This is a genomic window from Nostoc sp. FACHB-888, assembly GCF_014696655.1.
GTDB lineage: Bacteria > Cyanobacteriota > Cyanobacteriia > Cyanobacteriales > Nostocaceae > Nostoc.
In genome coordinates this window covers 15,563-33,615 of record NZ_JACJQM010000063.1, presented here as the reverse complement: position 1 = coordinate 33,615, position 18,053 = coordinate 15,563, and the positions used below count along the sequence as shown (strand labels likewise).

At 41.9% G+C, this 18,053-nt stretch carries 13 protein-coding genes; 8 read left to right on the top strand and 5 right to left on the bottom strand.

Features of this window, described 5'->3' with window-relative positions; all coding sequences use genetic code 11:
* Positions 1-554 precede the first annotated feature (554 nt).
* Positions 555-2,777, top strand: a complete 2,223-nt coding sequence (locus H6G26_RS26900; RefSeq protein WP_190732944.1) for an FdhF/YdeP family oxidoreductase — start codon at positions 555-557, stop codon at positions 2,775-2,777.
* Between the two features lie 196 nt (positions 2,778-2,973).
* On the opposite strand, the gene H6G26_RS26895 is transcribed toward H6G26_RS26900, so the two are convergent.
* Complete coding sequence (locus tag H6G26_RS26895) at positions 2,974-3,423, bottom strand: orange carotenoid protein N-terminal domain-containing protein (RefSeq protein WP_190732937.1); 450 nt, start codon at positions 3,421-3,423, stop codon at positions 2,974-2,976.
* Positions 3,424-3,846: 423 nt separating this feature from the next.
* On the opposite strand from H6G26_RS26895, the gene H6G26_RS26890 reads away from it, so the two are divergent.
* On the top strand, positions 3,847-4,536 hold the full coding sequence (locus H6G26_RS26890; protein ID WP_190732935.1) for a Uma2 family endonuclease: 690 nt from the start codon (positions 3,847-3,849) through the stop codon (positions 4,534-4,536).
* A 30-nt stretch (positions 4,537-4,566) separates the two neighbouring features.
* Complete coding sequence (gene fdhD / locus H6G26_RS26885) at positions 4,567-5,406, top strand: formate dehydrogenase accessory sulfurtransferase FdhD (protein WP_190732933.1); 840 nt, start codon at positions 4,567-4,569, stop codon at positions 5,404-5,406.
* 105 nt (positions 5,407-5,511) lie between these two features.
* On the opposite strand, the gene H6G26_RS26880 is transcribed toward fdhD, so the two are convergent.
* On the bottom strand, positions 5,512-6,129 hold the full coding sequence (locus H6G26_RS26880; protein WP_190732931.1) for a hypothetical protein: 618 nt from the start codon (positions 6,127-6,129) through the stop codon (positions 5,512-5,514).
* Positions 6,130-6,910: 781 nt separating this feature from the next.
* Between H6G26_RS26880 and H6G26_RS26875 the strand changes: the two genes are divergently transcribed.
* Positions 6,911-8,233: a hypothetical protein gene (locus H6G26_RS26875; RefSeq protein WP_190732929.1), complete on the top strand. Its 1,323-nt coding sequence runs from the start codon at positions 6,911-6,913 to the stop codon at positions 8,231-8,233.
* A 130-nt stretch (positions 8,234-8,363) separates the two neighbouring features.
* On the top strand, positions 8,364-10,067 hold the full coding sequence (locus tag H6G26_RS26870; RefSeq protein ID WP_190732927.1) for a pseudouridine synthase: 1,704 nt from the start codon (positions 8,364-8,366) through the stop codon (positions 10,065-10,067).
* A gap of 149 nt (positions 10,068-10,216) precedes the next feature.
* On the opposite strand, the gene H6G26_RS26865 is transcribed toward H6G26_RS26870, so the two are convergent.
* Positions 10,217-11,716 carry a multicopper oxidase domain-containing protein gene (locus H6G26_RS26865; protein ID WP_190732926.1) on the bottom strand — a complete coding sequence of 500 codons (1,500 nt, stop codon included), beginning with the start codon at positions 11,714-11,716 and terminating at the stop codon, positions 10,217-10,219.
* 1,338 nt (positions 11,717-13,054) lie between these two features.
* Here H6G26_RS26865 and H6G26_RS26860 point away from each other — a divergent pair.
* The 3 genes from H6G26_RS26860 to H6G26_RS26850 all read left to right on the top strand — a co-directional run bounded on the left by H6G26_RS26860 (position 13,055) and on the right by H6G26_RS26850 (position 15,278).
* Positions 13,055-13,285, top strand: a complete 231-nt coding sequence (locus tag H6G26_RS26860) for an RRXRR domain-containing protein (protein WP_190732924.1) — start codon at positions 13,055-13,057, stop codon at positions 13,283-13,285.
* A 346-nt stretch (positions 13,286-13,631) separates the two neighbouring features.
* The gene (locus tag H6G26_RS26855; protein ID WP_199327099.1) at positions 13,632-14,393 is read left to right on the top strand and encodes a class II aldolase/adducin family protein; all 762 of its coding nucleotides are present in this window, start codon (positions 13,632-13,634) and stop codon (positions 14,391-14,393) included.
* A 63-nt stretch (positions 14,394-14,456) separates the two neighbouring features.
* Entirely contained in the window at positions 14,457-15,278 is an 822-nt protein-coding gene (locus tag H6G26_RS26850) for an NADPH-dependent oxidoreductase (RefSeq protein ID WP_190732922.1), read from the top strand.
* Between the two features lie 327 nt (positions 15,279-15,605).
* On the opposite strand, the gene H6G26_RS26845 is transcribed toward H6G26_RS26850, so the two are convergent.
* Both H6G26_RS26845 and H6G26_RS26840 read right to left on the bottom strand, forming a co-directional pair.
* The gene (locus tag H6G26_RS26845) at positions 15,606-16,151 is read right to left on the bottom strand and encodes an RNA 2'-phosphotransferase (RefSeq protein WP_190732920.1); all 546 of its coding nucleotides are present in this window, start codon (positions 16,149-16,151) and stop codon (positions 15,606-15,608) included.
* Between the two features lie 129 nt (positions 16,152-16,280).
* Positions 16,281-17,597 carry an aromatic amino acid transport family protein gene (locus tag H6G26_RS26840; RefSeq protein WP_190732918.1) on the bottom strand — a complete coding sequence of 439 codons (1,317 nt, stop codon included), beginning with the start codon at positions 17,595-17,597 and terminating at the stop codon, positions 16,281-16,283.
* Between the last annotated feature and the right edge of the window lie 456 nt (positions 17,598-18,053).

Genomic DNA, 18,053 nt, shown 5'->3' with positions numbered 1-18,053 from the left:
AAGACCCCCACCAAATTTTTAATTTGGTGGCTTTTATTCAGGAGGGGTCTGAATCCCCTTGTGAATAAGACCTTCTGCCTTCTGCCTTCTGCCTTCTGCCTCCTTCAACAGTTGTTACCAGACTAAGCGCTGTAACTCAAAAAATTAAAGCTGTATTAACTACAACTTCTTCAGTATTAACTACAGAAGAAGCTGTAGTTAATAACGTTATAAGTTTGATAAGCAAGGCTTAAGTTGTTGTTACTACGGCTTAAACAGTACTTATCAATGCTTAAGGTGTTATAACTAATGCTTAAGTCGTTGTTACTACAGCTTAAACAGTAGTTATCAATGCTGAAGCTGTAGTTAATAATCTTCTAAGTGCTATAAGTAATGCTTAAGCTGTTGTTATTACGGCTGAAGTTGTGCTTATAGATGTTCAAGTTGTCGTTAAGAGCCAGAAAAGTTATCTTCTCAGTTTTCATCTCTTTTGTCTAGATTTTTAACCGCTTGCTACTTAAATGCTACTTAAAACGGTAGCCTTAAATAATCCAGCAACTCACACACACTGCATCATGTTACCTAAACCCAAAAAGCACTGGACACCCTCAAACTGGGCAAGTTGGAAGCCTTTCGGGATTGGCGAACAGTACCCCAACAACTATTGGGAGGTATTTCGGGCAATTTGGCTGTCTCGTGACAAACTACCTTATGCGTGGAATATTCTCGATAAAGGTGTCTGTGATGGTTGCGCTCTCGGAACAACGGGGATGAAGGATTGGACTTTAGATGGCATTCATCTCTGCAATGTTCGGTTGCGGCTGTTGCGAATGAATACTATGCCAGCTTTTGACCCTGTGCTATTGGAGGATGTTTCGCAGTTACAAAAACAAAAAAGTGCCCAATTACGAGACTTGGGACGGTTGCCTTATCCAATGATGCGTCAACGAGGGGAAAAAGGCTTTCGTCGTGTTAGCTGGGATGAAGCTTTAGGGGTAATTAGCGATCGCATTCGCTCCACAACACCAGACCGCGTCAGTTTTTATATTACCAGTCGCGGTACTGTCAACGAAACTTATTATGTTACCCAAAAAGCTGTGCGGGCAATGGGAAGCAATAATGTTGATAACGCTGCGCGCATCTGCCATTCTCCTAGCACTGCGGGGCTGAAAGCTGCTCTCGGTGCTGGGGCTACCACCTGTTCTTATAAAGACTGGATTGGAACCGATTTATTAGTCTTTATTGGCTCCAATGTTGCTAATAATCAGCCTGTTACCGTTAAGTATCTCCATTACGCCAAGAAAGCTGGCACTAGGATTGTAGTTATTAATACTTACCGCGAACCAGGAATGGAGCGCTACTGGGTTCCCTCAATTGTGGAAAGTGCCGTTTTCGGTACGAAGTTTGCCGAAGACTTCTTCTTAATCAACATGGGCGGGGATATAGCATTTTTAAATGGCACAATTAAGCATATAATTGCTAACAACTGGGTAGACGAGTCATTTGTAAATTTACACACAGTTGGCTTTGCCGAACTCAAAGCATCGTTAGAAAGCCAATCTTGGGAAGAATTAGAGCGGCTTTCTGGTACATCCCGCGAGGAAATGTACGCCTTTGCCAAAATGGTTAAAGAAGCTAATAAAGCCGTATTTGTTTGGAGTATGGGCATTACCCAGCATGAATGCGGTGAAGATAATGTGCGAAGTATCATCAATTTAGCTCTCACCAAAGGTTTTGTCGGTCGGGAAGGCTGCGGTTTAATGCCAATTCGCGGCCACTCTGGGGTGCAGGGTGGTGCAGAAATGGGATGCTACGCGACAGTTTTTCCCGGTGGTAAACCTATTACCTCAGAAAATGCTGCCCAATTGAGTCAACATTGGGGCTTTGAAGTGCCAGCAAACAAAGGTTTAATTGCTCCAGAAATGATTAATGCTGCACATCAAGGGAAATTAGATGTGTTGTTTTCTGTGGGTGGGAATTTTTTAGAAGTGCTGCCAGAACCAGAATATGTGGAAGCGGCACTAAAGCAAATACCCCTGCGGGTACATATGGATATTGTTCTCTCCAGCCAAATGTTGGTGGAACCTGCTGATACTGTGGTGCTTTTACCTGCGACGACTCGCTATGAAATACCGGGGGGAGTTACACAAACTAACACCGAACGCCGGGTAATTTTCAGTCCAGAAATTCCGGGGCCACGCATTGGGGAAACGCGCCCTGAGTGGGAAGTGTTTTTAGAATTGGCAAGGCGGGTAAAGCCAGATTTGGCAGATAAGCTGGCTTTTGCTGACACAGCTGCTATCCGTCAAGAAATTGCTCAAGTTGTCCCACAATATGCTGGTATTCAACATTTACAGCAGGCTGGTGACCAGTTTCAGTATGGCGGCTCACATTTATGCTTTGGTTGGAATTTCCCTACAGCAGATGGGAAAGCACACTTTGGGGTATTATTGCCACGTCAAAGAGAATTACCAGAAGGTTATTTCTTATTAGCAACGCGCCGAGGCAAACAATTTAATAGTATGGTGCAAGAACGCAAGGATGCAATTACTGGGGCCATGCGAGAGGCGGTGCTAATGAATGCTACTGATGCGGCACAGTTGGGTTTAAAAGATCGCGATCGCGTCCTTCTTAAGAATGATTTAGGCGAGTTGTTCTGTCAAGTCTACATTGCGCCAATTCAGTCAGGAAACTTGCAAGTACATTGGCCAGAAGGGAATGTGCTACTAGATAAAAGTAAGCGATCGCTTGAAGGTGTACCTGATTATAATGCGATCGTCCGGCTGGAAAAAATCTGAATCAAGTCTCATTTTTCCAGCTTGAACATTTCCAATATATTCATTAACTTGCATCAAAACTACCGCAAAGAGAAGCATCTCTGCGGTAGCTCTAACTTAGTCTATTAAAGGAGAGCAAAAGGAGCCAGGTCTAACTTAATTTGCTACTCTCACTTATCCCCAATTCTAAAAAGCTCTTGAAAGTTCTTGGATTTAACTAACCCATCCCTTGCACTACACTCAACATGAAATTAACGCGCTGCTCAAACTCTAGTTTTTTGATCATTGCGACAAATTCATCCGTTTCACCAGGAAGTTGATAGTCAGATGGTACTTGGATGACGCTTCCATTGTCCATTCCTTGTGCCAGCAGCAGCCAAACGTCTAATTTAGCATTAGGACTTAGAGCAGTATAGCCTTGGGTGATATTGTTATTTGCACCACTAATAATGTCGCGTTGTGCTTGCAGTTGTTCTTCTTTAGACAAGTCCTGGATTTGGTCAAACACTGCTTTAGCAAGAGCTTCAACGCTTTCAGGAGGTGCCGGATTTAGCTGTTCTTTAAGATCCAAGTAACCGAACCAAAGTAGGGCTAGCTGAGTATCTACATCAAAGTCTTGAAAAGTTTGTAAAGCTGGTTTTGTTGCTTCATCAGCTGTGTAAGTCATAAAAAACTCCAACTAAGTTAAGGTTATTTTGGTTTCCTCAGTTACTTTCTGAGAAAGTTTGCTTTCAGTACTTCATATAACTTAACGAACAAATTCAGATAGATAACCCTACTTAGGGTAGGTATAAGGCTCACTACATAAGACAGATATAGATAACCCAAGTTGCTAGTTACAAAAATGCCTACTTCAATGTATAGGAAAGCAGAGATAAATGTTAAAACTTTAAGTAGCGACTGTGACTAGAAGCGATCGCTTAAAGGGGTTCTTGATTATAATGCGATCGCGTGGTTGGAAAAACAAACCTAATATCCTAAGCTGCTATGAGCATAGGCGCAGAGCAACTGCTCCTCAGATATCGCAGCCAACACCATCTATAACTTCTACTGCTACGCTAAACTTAATGTCACCCCAAAACTTGCCCTCATGTCCGCCACTAAAGATTTTGACCTCCCAAAAGATGTAATATTTCCTCCAGGAGACTTATATAGTGACGAACCGCCCTTGGAAAGTGAATTACATCTACGCCAAATAATTCTGCTATTACAATGTTTGGAATTGTGGTGGCAAAATCGCAATGATTTTTATGCTGCGGGTAATCTGACAATTTACTACAGTCCCCGCCAGCGTAAGTCAGAAGACTTCCGGGGACCCGATTTTTTTGTAGCCCTGGGGTGTGAACGCAAAGTTCGTAAAAGTTGGGTAGTATGGCAAGAAGACGGCAAATATCCCAATATCATTGTAGAGCTTCTGTCTGAATCCACAGCGGCGATTGACAAAGGTTTAAAAAAACAAATTTTTCAAGATATTTTTCGCACTCCCGAATACTTCTGGTTTGACCCAAATAATTTAGAATTTGCTGGGTTTATCTTAATTGGGGGTACTTATCAACCCATAGAATCTAACCCTCAAGGTTGGTTGTGGAGTCAGCAACTAAGTTTGTACTTGGGTGTTCACGAAAATAAATTGCGTTATTTCACCCCAGAAGGGCAGCTAATTCCCACACCTGAAGAGTTTGCTCAACAACAGACGCAACGTGCCGAGCAAGAAAAACAAAGAGCCGATCATTTAGCAGCAAAACTGCGAGAATTAAATATTGATCCAGAAAACTTCTAAAAATCGATCATGCCTAAAATTTTATAGGTAATGAATATACAAACTGGCAGTAAAACCAAAGCGCAAGTTTGGGTTGTGGAAAATGGTAAAATGCGATCGCGTTTAGACCAACTCACCACCGAAGAACCTTTAGAAATTCGCCTTACTCCTTTCCAGAAGACGGTAGCTGTAACCATGCGGACACCAGGGGCAGATTTTGAACTAGCTGCTGGTTTTCTCTACAGTGAAGGAGTCGTTAACAGCAGAGAAGATATCCGACGAATCAGCTACTGTGTGGATAAATTGGTAGATGGTGAGCAACGCCATAACATTGTAAATGTAGAACTGCGGGACGGGTTGATTCCAGATTTACAGCCTTTGGAGCGTCATTTCTACACTAGTAGCGCCTGTGGGGTGTGTGGTAAAGCTAGCCTTGAAGCTTTGCGTCTGCGAGGATGTCCAGTGATTCCTTCTGGACCAACGATAACACCTGAGATCATCTACAGCCTACCTGATAAGCTTCGGGCTGCTCAAGGTATCTTCACTGCTACAGGGGGTTTGCACGCTGCGGCTACCTTCAATACTCAAGGACAACTGTTAAACCTGCACGAAGATGTTGGGCGACACAATGCTTTGGATAAATTGATTGGTACAGCTTTGCTCAGTGACGAGTTGCCTTTAAATAATTGTATTGTTTTAGTAAGCGGACGTTCTAGTTTTGAGATTTTGCAAAAGTCTACAACTGCTGGAGTTCCCATTGTTTGTTCTGTTTCCGCTCCCAGTAGTTTAGCGGTGTCTGTTGCCAAGGAATTTGGAATTACCTTAATTGGATTCCTGCGCGGAGAACGGTTTAATGTTTATACTGGTTTGCAAAGAATAAACGCTACTTAAGAACACTTTCGTAGGGTGTATTACCGCGAAGCGTAAGGCATCAAAAGTATTGGGATGGTGCGTTAGCCAAAAGCATAACGCACCCTTACGAAACTACGAAAGTGTTTACAAAATTTCTAAGGTGTAATCACCGCTACTTAAATTATTATGAACTCCACCCGCAGGGCAACTACCTAGAGAATCGTTCCCACCAAAATTTAATTCCTGACACTTTATACACCAGCGCCACTCTTTTTGTCCAGGATAGTTTGGCTCATTGAGCTTGAGAACATAGTTACCACTTCCTTGATGGTTGTGTACTCCACCCGCAGCACAAATTCCAAGTGTTTGATTCCCTGCAAAAGCCAACACTTGACACTTATTGCACCAGCGCCAGTTATCCTGCCCTTTTACATTTGGTGAATTCAGAATCAATACGTATTGACCACTGCCTCTATGATCATGAACACCGCCTGCGGGACATGCTCCTAGTGAATCATTTCCAACAAAGCTTAATGCTTGACATTTCCGACACCATTGCCAATCTCCTTGACGATTTACTTGAGTAAATCCTGGTTTATGCCAAAGTGATAGTGTAACAGTTGTCCCGGTAACTCCTATAGCACTAAGCATCATATACTTCAAGAATTTTCGCCGCGTTTGCCCACCGTTAAATACACTATCGAATTTTCCAAATCCAAAAAACTTTCCATCTTTATTTTGAATGTTTTTATTAGATGCCATAATTCCCAACCTTTGATGTTAGAACAGGTAAACTCAGTAAACCAAAAAGTTTTCCCAACCGGCTCATGGCTAAATTTTTTTTAGTCTAAGATACTCTTTAATGCTCAATTCTTTAACCAGTAGCTATGGGATAAATTATAACTATACCAATTTGCACCTAATGTTAATTAGCAAAAAAGATTGTGTGCCATCACATATTTCTTAACAAAAAATAGAACAATTAGGAAATGAGCAAAATAAAGCTTTGGAGGATTGAGGTGAATGATTTATAACTTTGAAATTGCAGTAAAAATAGCAAAAGTTAACTATTATATTGACAAACTTAACGATAGCTAGCTGAAAATAGAATTAAATAACATTTTATTTACGAAATCATTCTTCGAGAAATCCGGGTGTAAGGCAATTGCAGTAAGTATTTGAAGTTAATTAATACTTATTTAGAGAAATATAACTTAATAAAAATTTAAATATAATAATTAACATTTTGCACCTAAAAATATGAATTTCAAAACCCGGATCTATCTTCAAGGGTTAAACATTGACGGTTTAAATTTGGCAATATATATTTTGGGGAAGGGGTAAATTAAAACCTTTCCCCCTTAACCCAAACAATAGATACCTTCTGCTGCCGCATGGCTGCCGCTTTGGCCACCGCTCCTTTTTCTTCATCCTCTCTGTCTGGCGGAGGTATTATTTTTTAGACAAGTTTTTTAATACACGTAATGGCTCAAGTACGGTTACACTACCGACATAGTAATCACTGTTAGTGGAATACTGAGCGATGTATAGAAATGCTAAAAGATTTACTGCTATTTTTCTGTTGGTTTTTCTGTTGATTGTTTCTATCAACTTTGCAGTAATTGCTCAAGATAGTTCAGATGGCCCTGCTGTAAATTTTGCATCGCCTCAGATATGTTCAGTGCCTCCCGGCCTTAAAACTCAACAAGTCATTGCTGACAATGGCCGTAATCGAGTTAAAATGGGCGATCGCATCAGGATAAAAATTGAAGGATTATCAGCAGCCACTAGAAATGCAGCAGCTAATCCCACCAATTCATTTGATCCTCGACAATTAGTCTTGTATCTGGATGGCTATGAACTAGAAGATGTCCACGGAGAACCAGTCATCGTCATGGTTCCGGGTAAAAATCAAAGTAAAATTGTTGATGATAACTGGTTAGCCTTTCGACTTGAACGTACCGACTCATCCCAACCTGCATGGAATGCACTTCTTGGTAGAGCAAGCAGATACAGTATTAACGTGATAGCAGGTGTAGGCTGTCCCAGAAAACTGGCGATTCCGGTGAGCAATCCTCTATCACCTCCTCAATTAAAAATAGTTCTGTTTTCCTGGCGATTTTGGCTGTGTTTGCTTCTACTTGTGGCTATTGTATTAATATTCATTAGGTATTGCCGAAACACTCTTCGTAGCCCTGGAATAGAAGGAGTTTACTCTAAAAAAGAGGTGATTGGCGGTCAGGAACTATTGATCGCAGAAAAGGCTGATCTTGAAAACGAATATCGCAAAAGCCGAATTGCTAAATTTTTTCTTGGTAGAAAAAAATTAAATAGAAATCCGTTCAGTCTATCGATATCTCAACTTGCTTTTTGGACATTTTTAATTTTTGGATCTTACCTGATTATCTACGGCATAACAGGAGATTATACCAATATTTTGACTGAACAATCACTAATATTATTGGGAATCAATTCTATAACTGCGTTTGGTACTTCGTTAATTGATGGGCACGGTAATGAGAATAAGAGAAAAGGTAGTCAACGCGTTTCTGAAGGTTTTTTTTACGATATATTATCAGATATTAATGGAGTCAACTTTCATCGGTTTCAAACATTTATTTGGACAGTTGCGATCGGACTATTTTTCGTTTGGGAGGTCATTAAAAATCTGGCAATGCCGGAATTTGATGAAACACTTCTTACACTGCAAGGAATCAGTGCCGCAACATATCTTGGGCTTAGAGGACAAGAGCAGCATGGTATGACAGAAGAGGCGAAATCTACAGAAGATAATTCATTTGAACAACCGATTCCACCAGAACAAGACAATCCACCGGAGAGCGATTCATCGATTTCTGCTGGCTAAATTCTAGACAGTTCTTAATAAGGAGTTTAGTGCTTAGAAAAAATAAGGGCTAAACTCCTTACTACGAACTTGCTAGCAAAAGCAATAATTTCAGATGTTAAGATCAGCTAGATTTGCAAGCATACTTTGTATGGTAGTTCTGCACGCACTTTCAGATTTCATCGACTGCGATTTTGCTATCAGCGACTCATCTCCAAGTTATTGGTACGAAGGGCGTTGTCTCCAAAGTGGTGCTTGCCTAAGATTACCCCGCACCTCAATATCTGAAGCGATCGCCCACGGGCTAATGCAACAACTCGCCGACAATGACTGTTATTCTCGTGAAGGCAAGATGTATGGAGTATTATTAGTTGAACTGCCTAATGGCGAACAAAAGGTACTCAAAGCCTTCTCCGGTCTTTTGAATGGTTGCAGTGTGGTTGAGGACTGGGTTCCACCAATTCCAGGACGAGACGAAGTTGCTTTAGAAGAAACCCGCACTTTAGCACAGTTGGACGCGATTAAACAGGAAATTATTACCTTAAAGCAACTGACAGAACGCCAGCAGTATGAAACCCTTTCTGATGAATTTAAGCAACAGTTGCAAACAATGAGCGATCGCCATTGCCATTGCAAACAGCAAAGACAGGAAAAACGTCAGCAAATCTGCAATACGTTTACTCCAGAAGCACTTAAAATTGCTCTTGAACAACTTGACGAAGAAAGCCGTCAGCAAGGAATTGAGCGACGACAACTTAAACGTCAGCAAAATGCTGTATTACATCCTCTCCAGCAGTTAATTGCAGCGACAGATGCGCGAATTAGCGAACTGAAACAACAGCGTAAAGCACTGTCCCGGCAATTACAAGCTCAGATGCACGCTACCTACAGCCTGACTAATTTTTCTGGGCGATCGCTATCATTACAGCAATTGATGCCAGGAGGCTCCCCCACAGGCACAGGAGACTGTTGTGCCCCAAAGCTGCTCCATTATGCGGCAACACATAATTTAAAACCATTGGCAATGGCAGAATTTTGGTGGGGAGTGTCTTCAGTAAATCAGGATAAAATTCAGGGAGAATTTTATGGAGCGTGTGCTGAACGATGTCAGCCATTGATGGGGTTTTTGCTCTCTGGGTTAAGGTATAGCCCCCCAGCCCCCTTACCTGCAAGGGAAGGGCGAGTAAGAAGCCCCTCCCCTGATAGTGCAGGGGTTTGGGGAGAGGTCATACCCATTATTTATGAAGACGAATGGCTGATTGCTGTGAACAAACCGACTGGATTACTTTCAGTACCTGGGCGTTATAGCGATCGCCAAGATAGTGTCTTGAGTCGCTTTCGTCATCTGTTACCGGATGGGATGACGCTTGCATCTGTGCATCGCCTAGATCAGGAAACTTCTGGGATTTTGTTGTTGGCACGCGATCGTCAAATCCATCGGCAAATTAGCCAGCAGTTTCAGCAACGCCAGGTTCACAAGGTTTATGAAGCGATACTTTCCGGTGTTGTGACAGTTGAGCGAGGTAAAATTGAACTGCCACTATGGGGAGATCCTGAAAATCGTCCTTATCAAAAAGTCGATTGGCAGCACGGTAAACCCAGCTTGACACACTTCCAGGTAATTGCCAGAGAACAAGATTACACCCGTGTAGAATTTACGCCGCTCACAGGGCGCACTCATCAATTAAGGGTTCATGCAGCTGATGCGCGAGGACTTGGGGTAACTATTTTAGGCGATCGCCTTTATGGATGTTGTGCAGTTACCAGTCGCTTACATCTGCACGCCAGAGAACTTCGCTTCGAGCATCCGCAGTTAGAAAAAACCCTGCATTTACAAGCAATTACACCCTTTTGACGCTCAACTAAGAGGACTTGGGGACAAGGCGAAAGACTTGTTGCAAGTACTCATACCATTTCACGAAAGAATTGATACAAATTTTTTTGGCTCCCCTGCTCCCCCTGCTTCCCCTGCCCCCTGCCCCGTGCCTGCCCCCTCTCTAAACTCTATAAAGGCGGAGCTGGAAGTGGCTTTGCTGCAACTGCAAAAGGTGAGCGTCCGCCCTGTCCCACTTCAAACTGATTCATCATATCGTGGTCTTCGTGAACCGCATTGTGGCAGTGTGACATATATTTACCTGTATTAGAGCCAAACTTACCAATTACTCGTATAGTTTCGTTTTCCCCAACATAAAAGACATCTTTCAACCCACGCTCGTAAGGAAAAGGTGGTCTCCCATTACGGTCAAGCATTAGGCAATCAATTAGGTGAAGGTGGATAGGATGAAACGCACGACCTGATGGGTTAGACAATTTCCAGATTTCAACATCGCCTAATCTAGGATTAGCATCAATTCGGGTGTTATTCCAGGCTTTGCCATTGATCACCCACAGATTATTAGAGCGCTCATACTTAAATTCTCTGGTTCGCACTGCTGAAGATTCTGGGATAGGCTGGATTGTACGTAACCTAGAGGGAATAGAGCTATTATCTGGTTCACGCCGCACAACATCAAAGCGCATAATTTGATTCGTACCATCGTAATTTGTGTTGTTAGGAAGTCCGAGATTTCGCAGCACTACCTGAGAGCCGACTGGGTATTTAGAAAAGTCAATAATAAATTCGTAACGTTCTCCCGTCGCCAACCGGAAATTTTTGACTTTAACTGGTGCGCTCATTAATCCAGCATCAGTGCCAATCATAATAAAATCATCGCCGTTGCTCAAGGCAAGATTATAAGAGCGCGAAATCGAACCATTCAAGATCCGGAAACGGTACTTACAGGTATCTACCTCCATGCGCGGCCAAGGCGCACCATTGACCAAAATAACATCACCATATTGACTAATTTCACCTTGGGTATTAAAAACTAACCTGCCAGTATTAGTAAACTGCTTATCTTGGATAAACAGTGGTACATCGTATTTACCCTTGGGTAAGGGTAGTCCAAGCTCAAAGTCATCTTGAACAATGTACATGCCTGCCAAACCCATATAAATATTACGCGCAGTATTATGAATGGCGTGGTCGTGATACCATAACGTAGCCGCTCGTTTGTTCGGATAGACGTAATCTTTGTAGAAACCCGGTCGTGTCAAATCTTCAGCATAGCCATCGTACTGCGGTAACGATCCCATGCCATGCAAGTGAACTGATGTAGGTGTGTCGACACTATTATTGATAAAGCGAATAATTGATTGTCGCCCTTGACGTTGCTTAATTGTGGGGCCAGGAGCAATACCGTTATACGCCCATATCTGCGTTGTTAGCCCAGGCAAAATATTAACCTGAGCTTTTCTCATCGTGATCTGGTAGTAATCTGTGGTCGCATTACTCCGCACTGGTTTAAGTACTGGCGGTATGGGAAGTTTAACACTAAAACGAGTAGGCTGAGGACTACCAGCAGTTGCTGCTTGTCCACGAGATAGCAAGCCTATAGGAATCAGCAAAGAACCACCTGTAAGCGCTCCTAGCTTCAGGGCTTCTCGTCTAGTTATTTTTATCACTTTTATTTCTTTATTGGTGTATTGCGAAATTGGCCTGAATGGTTCTAGCAATCAGTAGATTTGAAAAAGTTTGAAATCCTAAGATTTACGTACTATACAAACACATCATCTTGTGTATTAACGTAAATAGGTCATTTTACTTTTTTACAAACCATCTTTTATTATTTGCATAGTATTTTTTATTGTTTTGTAAATTTTTGTTTGTTTGTTAAATTTACAAATATATTCACAAAAAGTCAACCAGTTAGTAATTAAAATAAAACTCACACCACTACAAGTGACAGGATTCCTGCTTCACTGTTCGCATTTCTACTTGTTTTTAAATTTAGGAAAGCCAACACCTTCTTCACTGAGTTTTTTAAGTCAGCGAAAAAGTTTTTGTACGCTGGTTATAAATTTTTAAGTGACTTCTGGAGAGCAAACTTATCTACAACGTTCAGCCATTCAATCTATTTTTTTAGTACAGTTAATTGCTGACTAAAACCATTATAATTTAATGCTTTTCCTTGATGTTAAGTCACGAGTGGTGTAGAGCAGAAATCAAGAAGAAACAGTCTATTGCCGTGTAGATAACGGCTATGCTGAAGGACACGCACAATTACAAATAACTGAAGTGCGTAGGCGTAGCCAGCACTACATAGCAGTCCTAAATAATTTGTGAAAATTATATATCTCTTTCTTCCCTTGGCGTTTTGATCGCAGTCATCATGTCATTCTTAGTCATATCATATCCACATAATTAGTTACGATTACCTACAGCCATTGCACCCCTCCCCGCTCTTCGGGAGGGGAAACAAAGCGTAGCTTTGGCGGGGTGGGGTTCTTAGGGTTTAATAAGTAATCAAGCGGACATGATATCAGTAGCATATTTAAAAACATTGCTTCCACCTGGAACTCGTGACAATCGACTTGATTTTTAAATTTGTATGTGATAATTTCTGCTTGTAGTCATTTAAACGGTTATCCGACCGATTTACCGTACATAAAGGAATTAATATCGCGGTTAAGAGACTTCCCAATAAAAAATATCCAAGTAATGCTTGTGAAATTACTGCACAAAATTGGATGATTTATTCCTTGAAAATCCTTAATGAGCTGTAAAGGCAGGAGTCCTGGAGTTTACCTATAGGCTCTCATTCTTATCTTTTCTCTAATCAAAGGAGTAATAAAAAAATTGCTGAATCAGTTTTAAAAATTCTTATTGGTATTGTCACAACGCTTAGTCAATTCCTTTAGTGTCTTATTGTATGGGGTCAATCCAAAAAAAAACTCATACTCCTGCTCTTAAAACTTTCTTGGCACAGCGTGCCATTCTGCCAATCTAAAATTCAAAATTACATGACTAAAGTATTCATTCTCGATGCCAACCAACAACCGTTGTATCCAGTACGCATCAGCCGTGCTAGGCTGCTATTATCACAAGGTAAAGCTACTGTCTTCCAGCGATATCCCTTTACTATAATTCTGAAGGAGTCCCTTTCTCATCTTACACTTGAGCAACTTGGCTTCAAGATTCACCCCGGTGTTAAAACTACTAATACTATTGTCGGCAAAGATAAAAAAATTTGATATTAATCTTAGTCGCCTCCCAAACGGAGGAATTATGAATAAACAGTCTATCGCCGTGTAGATAACGGCGATGCACAAGGACACGCACAATTACAAATAACTGAAGTGTGTAGGCGTAGCCCAACCTAGCCATCGCTTCAAACAGGGGATATTTACCGCCTGTTACCCCCAGATGGTGATATCCACGCCGTCAAAACCACATCCCAGAGCGCATTTGTATCCATCCATCTTCTGGATAATGATATTGGTTGCATCTTGCGTTACTAGTTCATCCCAGAATCTCACAGCCTCAAATCCTTTCGTGGATATTCCAACGCTCCCTGCAAAGAGAAAGAAGAAAAAGAATATGCCCAAGTACCCTAGACCACAACCCCCTGTATTTGAACGAGTTGAAGACGAACGTCTGCACCGCAAGCAACGCCTAGCCGCAGCTTTTCGCCTATTCGGTAAGTTTGGTTTCAGTGAGGGAATCGCCGGCCATATTACAGCTCGTGATCCAGAGTTTACAGACCATTTCTGGGTGAATCCATTAGGAACTTACTTCGGTCACATCCGAGTTTCTGACTTGCTGTTAGTTAACAGAGAAGGCGAGGTGGTTAAAGGTGATGCTGAAGTGAATCGAGCTGCTTTCGCCATCCATTCTCAGATTCATGAAGCTCGCCCTGATGTGATCGCGGCGGCTCACGCCCATTCGATTTATGGTAAAGCCTGGTCTAGTTTGGGGCGTCTCCTTGACCCTTTGAATCAAGATTCCTGTGCTTTTTACGAAGACCATGCCCTATTTGATGACTTCACAGGTGTTGTTTTAGAAACTTCTGAAGGTCAGCGACTAGCGGAAACTTTGGGAACAAACAAAGCCATAATCCTGCGTAACCACAGCATTTTAACTGTGGGACATACGGTAGATGAAGCTGCCTTTTGGTACATTAATTTAGAGCGATCGTGCCAAGCCCAATTATTGGCAGAAGCTGCGGGTAGGCCTACTACTATCAAACACGAAACAGCCCGTTTAACACAAACTCAAGTGGGGTCGCATACAAGTGGGTGGTTCGGTTTCCAGCCCCTCTACGAGAGAATTGTGCGCGAAGAACCTGATTTGCTGAATTAGTACTGTGTTTTTAGCACTGGGATAATAGGCAAAGAAATATTGATAAACATAAATCAATTTACTATGACTAATCATACAGAACTACTGCGGTCGCGCTATGGTGAAATTCCCTTTAATCCCGAAATTGCATGGAATGATTCTCTAACAGCACTACTATCTCACCGTTCAATTCGGTCTTATTTATCCGATCCTCTACCGCCAAGAACTCTAGAGTTGCTAATTGCAGCCGCTCAATCTGCATCTACTTCCTCTAATTTGCAAACCTGGAGTGTGGTAGCAGTCGAAGATCAAGAACGCAAGGAGGAGTTATCCAAGTTAGCAGGAAACCAAGCACATATTAAGCAGGTTCCTTTATTTTTGGTTTGGTTAGCAGATTTGGCGCGTCTGAGTTACGTTGCTGACAGTCGCGGTATATCTCATGATGCGCTGGAATATTTGGAAATGTTTGTGATGGCAACAGTTGATGCAGCGTTGGCGGCGCAAAATGCAACAGTTGCAGCCGAGTCACTCGGTTTAGGTACAGTATATATCGGTGGAATTCGCAACCATCCGCAAGAGGTAGCAGAGATTTTGAATTTGCCCTCCTCTGTGTATGGTGTATTTGGGCTGTGTGTCGGCCATGCAAATCCAGAGGTAGAAGCAGCGATTAAGCCACGTTTGCCACAATCAGCTGTGCTGCACCGCGAAACTTATAAATTGGCAGATCAACAAGAAGCGATCGCTCACTACAACGACATCATCAAAGAATTCTATACTGAACAAAAGATGAATGTCCCTGGTGATTGGTCAGAACACTCAGCCCAACGGATTGCAACCGTAGAATCACTGAGAGGACGCGATCGCTTACGTGAAGCTCTTCATCACCTCGGTTTCAAGTTACTCTAAATAAGAAAAATCAAGATTATGGATTTGCAACTCCGTGGCAAAATCGCTTAGTGACAGCTGCTAATAAAGGTTTAGGCAAAGCTACAGCGAGGCAATTTGCCTGTGAGGGTGCAAAATTTGCCATCTGCGCCCGCAGTGAGCTAAGTAAAAGGGACTATTTATTGGGTTATAAAACGAAAAATTATGAAAGTTGCTCTGACCCATCCCAAAAAATTTGGGATGTTTCCCAGTCTCCAGTCCCCAGTCCCTAGTTCCTAGTACCGGAGCGGTATTCCTCCCGCCACCAACATATATGGTGGGGGACTCCTCGCCGCGACCAGTTAAAATTCAAATTTTTTGTAGATACTCAGGTGGAACGTGATCCACTAACCAAACACCATTAGCAGAACAATAGAAAATGTAACCAGCCTGATGCATTGCCGCAGCATATACAGCAAAAACTACTGCTTTTCCATATCTTGCACCAACAGCTTTTGCTGTTGCAATATCCTTCGACAAATGGACATGATGGCGTGACATTTTGCAAAGTCCTGTTTGCAGAATTGACTCTACAGATTTACGCGCCGTGCCGTGATAAAGCTCATCTGGGGGAACAACAGCTTCTAATTGTAAATCGACTTTTACAGTATGTCCTTGGTTCGCACGAATCAGAGTACCTGTAGAATCAAAAGAAAAGCGTTGTTTATCGTTGTATTCAACTACCGCTTCTAATTCTTGACGGGTAATCGGAAACTTATTTTTAGCACAAGCGGTAAGTAGTTCATCAACAGCAACCCAGCCATTGGGGGTAAGTTTAATTCCAATTGCATCCGGTGTATGTCGCAAATATTTGCTGAGATATTTGCTGATTTTGACCAGGCGAGAATCATTCATTTGATGAAGTAGTCATTGGTCATTAGTCATTGTTTTTTGGTACATACTTCGTTTTTAAGGGGAGCGAAAAAAATTTATTATCTTACTAATGTATTATAGTATAATACATTATAACTTTTATTGATGGTTTTAGTTTGTGTAAATTGACACAATTGGTCTTACCATCATGGCTAATGCTACTCCAAGCATGACAATAAGCGTCACCTTCCCACCAGGAACGAGTGGTTGATTTATGCCATCTGAGTTGTCTTGTTCTTGACGTTGCTTCCAACTCATTAACACCGGAATAATTCCACCTAGAACTGAGATACTGAATGTTCCAGTGTAATCTAGAGCAGTAAAAAAGATGCTGGGATTGAGCGTTCCGAGAGTCATTGGAGGGAAAATAGCCAGCGAATAGAGGGGGAGGCGACTAGAAAGTTTGCGCTGTGCAATGAGGAAAATATCTTTGAGTAAATCCAGCAAGCCGTAGACAAATCCAATGAATGATGTAGCGATCGCAAACTCTGAAAAAATGGATACTAGCACTCCTAACCATTCCCCTGCACCACCTGCTCGGAGAACTTGCAGTGGGTCAAAAATAATTTTACCGTTAGATGTACCATGTAGCATATCAGGACTGATGCTTCCTAAAATTACGGTATTCCATGCCAAGAACATAATTAGAGGAATCACAGAACCAATAAAGATGGACTGACGAATTTTGTGGGCATCACCTTCGAGTTGCGTCACAACTAGAGGCACAACATTTTGGAAAAATAGCGCCACAGACATCACAGAAATGGCACTACCAAGGGCACTCCAGTTCTGAAATAACAGTTGGGTACTCTGAATGTGTCCTCCTGCCAACAACAATAGTCCCAAGAAGGAAACGATGACAATTCCGACAAAGGCGCTGTTTAATTTCTCAATAAACTTTTCTCGCCCAAGATACATAATGCCACCAAATAACAGCGTGAAAGCTATTGTCCCCACCCACGAAGGTAATATCTGCACACTCCAGATTTTTGCCGTTGCAGATTCTAAAATATCTCCACCTTCGGTAATGTATGCTACCAAGAGGGCATAGTGCATGAATAAATATACCCCGCCTGTAAGCCGCCCTCCTACCTTACCAAGGATCTTCTCAACAACTCCCAAAAAACCTATATTTGCACGCCCTTCTATTCGCATCGTATTTAAGGTTACCTCTGCAACCAATAACCCTGAAACTAAAGCGTAGAGCCAAACAGCAATTAGCCCAGATGTGGATGGTACAATCCCAGATGGCAGGGTAACCGCTGGTAAGGCAAGAATCCCAGCCCCAATGGTGGTTCCCACAATTAATGCAGTACTTCCCAATACGCTACCCGGTTGATGATTGAGCTTTTTTCCATCAAATTCAAGATGAGAAAACAACCGAGTGACTTGCTCTGAATCTTGAAGAACAGTCTTTATGGGAACCATACTGAATAACCGTACTTAAACCAAGAAGTTCATATTAACATATGTAAATTTTATTAACGAAGGTAGTTCTTGCTGAGGGTTAGGAGGCAGGAGGGAAACTGACTCGCTTCAACTACGCTCAGTGCATCGCCAGATATGAAGTGACCAAAGAGAACTTGGGTTTAAAACCAAAACAATAAACCGACTGCTTGTCATCACTCTCAATAAATAATCAGTACAGGTCAAGTATAAAACTAATAATTCTCAATAGATTTGGGTTTTTAAGCGATTCAGTATATCTGGGCTACGTAAGCTATGTCAATATATTTGCATTAACTATTGACAGCGATCGCTCCAAAAATAAAAATAATTGACAGAGACACTATTGAGTAATAATGTCAGGAGGAGTTTTAAAACTCTAATCAGTAAAAACAGCGATCGCACTGTTTGAAACACATAAAATCAGATTTCTCAGGT

What these genes read in the sequence shown, in the direction of transcription:
- H6G26_RS26900 (WP_190732944.1), top strand. Translation starts at nt 555, where the DNA reads ATGTTACCTAAACCCAAAAAGCACTGGACACCCTCAAACTGGGCAAGT.
- H6G26_RS26875 (WP_190732929.1), top strand. Translation starts at nt 6,911, where the DNA reads ATGTATAGAAATGCTAAAAGATTTACTGCTATTTTTCTGTTGGTTTTT.
- H6G26_RS26890 (WP_190732935.1), top strand. Translation starts at nt 3,847, where the DNA reads ATGTCCGCCACTAAAGATTTTGACCTCCCAAAAGATGTAATATTTCCT.
- fdhD (WP_190732933.1), top strand. Translation starts at nt 4,567, where the DNA reads ATGAATATACAAACTGGCAGTAAAACCAAAGCGCAAGTTTGGGTTGTG.
- H6G26_RS26850 (WP_190732922.1), top strand. Translation starts at nt 14,457, where the DNA reads ATGACTAATCATACAGAACTACTGCGGTCGCGCTATGGTGAAATTCCC.
- H6G26_RS26870 (WP_190732927.1), top strand. Translation starts at nt 8,364, where the DNA reads ATGGTAGTTCTGCACGCACTTTCAGATTTCATCGACTGCGATTTTGCT.
- H6G26_RS26860 (WP_190732924.1), top strand. Translation starts at nt 13,055, where the DNA reads ATGACTAAAGTATTCATTCTCGATGCCAACCAACAACCGTTGTATCCA.
- H6G26_RS26840 (WP_190732918.1), bottom strand. Translation starts at nt 17,597, where the DNA reads ATGGTTCCCATAAAGACTGTTCTTCAAGATTCAGAGCAAGTCACTCGG.
- H6G26_RS26845 (WP_190732920.1), bottom strand. Translation starts at nt 16,151, where the DNA reads ATGAATGATTCTCGCCTGGTCAAAATCAGCAAATATCTCAGCAAATAT.
- H6G26_RS26895 (WP_190732937.1), bottom strand. Translation starts at nt 3,423, where the DNA reads ATGACTTACACAGCTGATGAAGCAACAAAACCAGCTTTACAAACTTTT.
- H6G26_RS26855 (WP_199327099.1), top strand. Translation starts at nt 13,632, where the DNA reads ATGCCCAAGTACCCTAGACCACAACCCCCTGTATTTGAACGAGTTGAA.
- H6G26_RS26880 (WP_190732931.1), bottom strand. Translation starts at nt 6,129, where the DNA reads ATGGCATCTAATAAAAACATTCAAAATAAAGATGGAAAGTTTTTTGGA.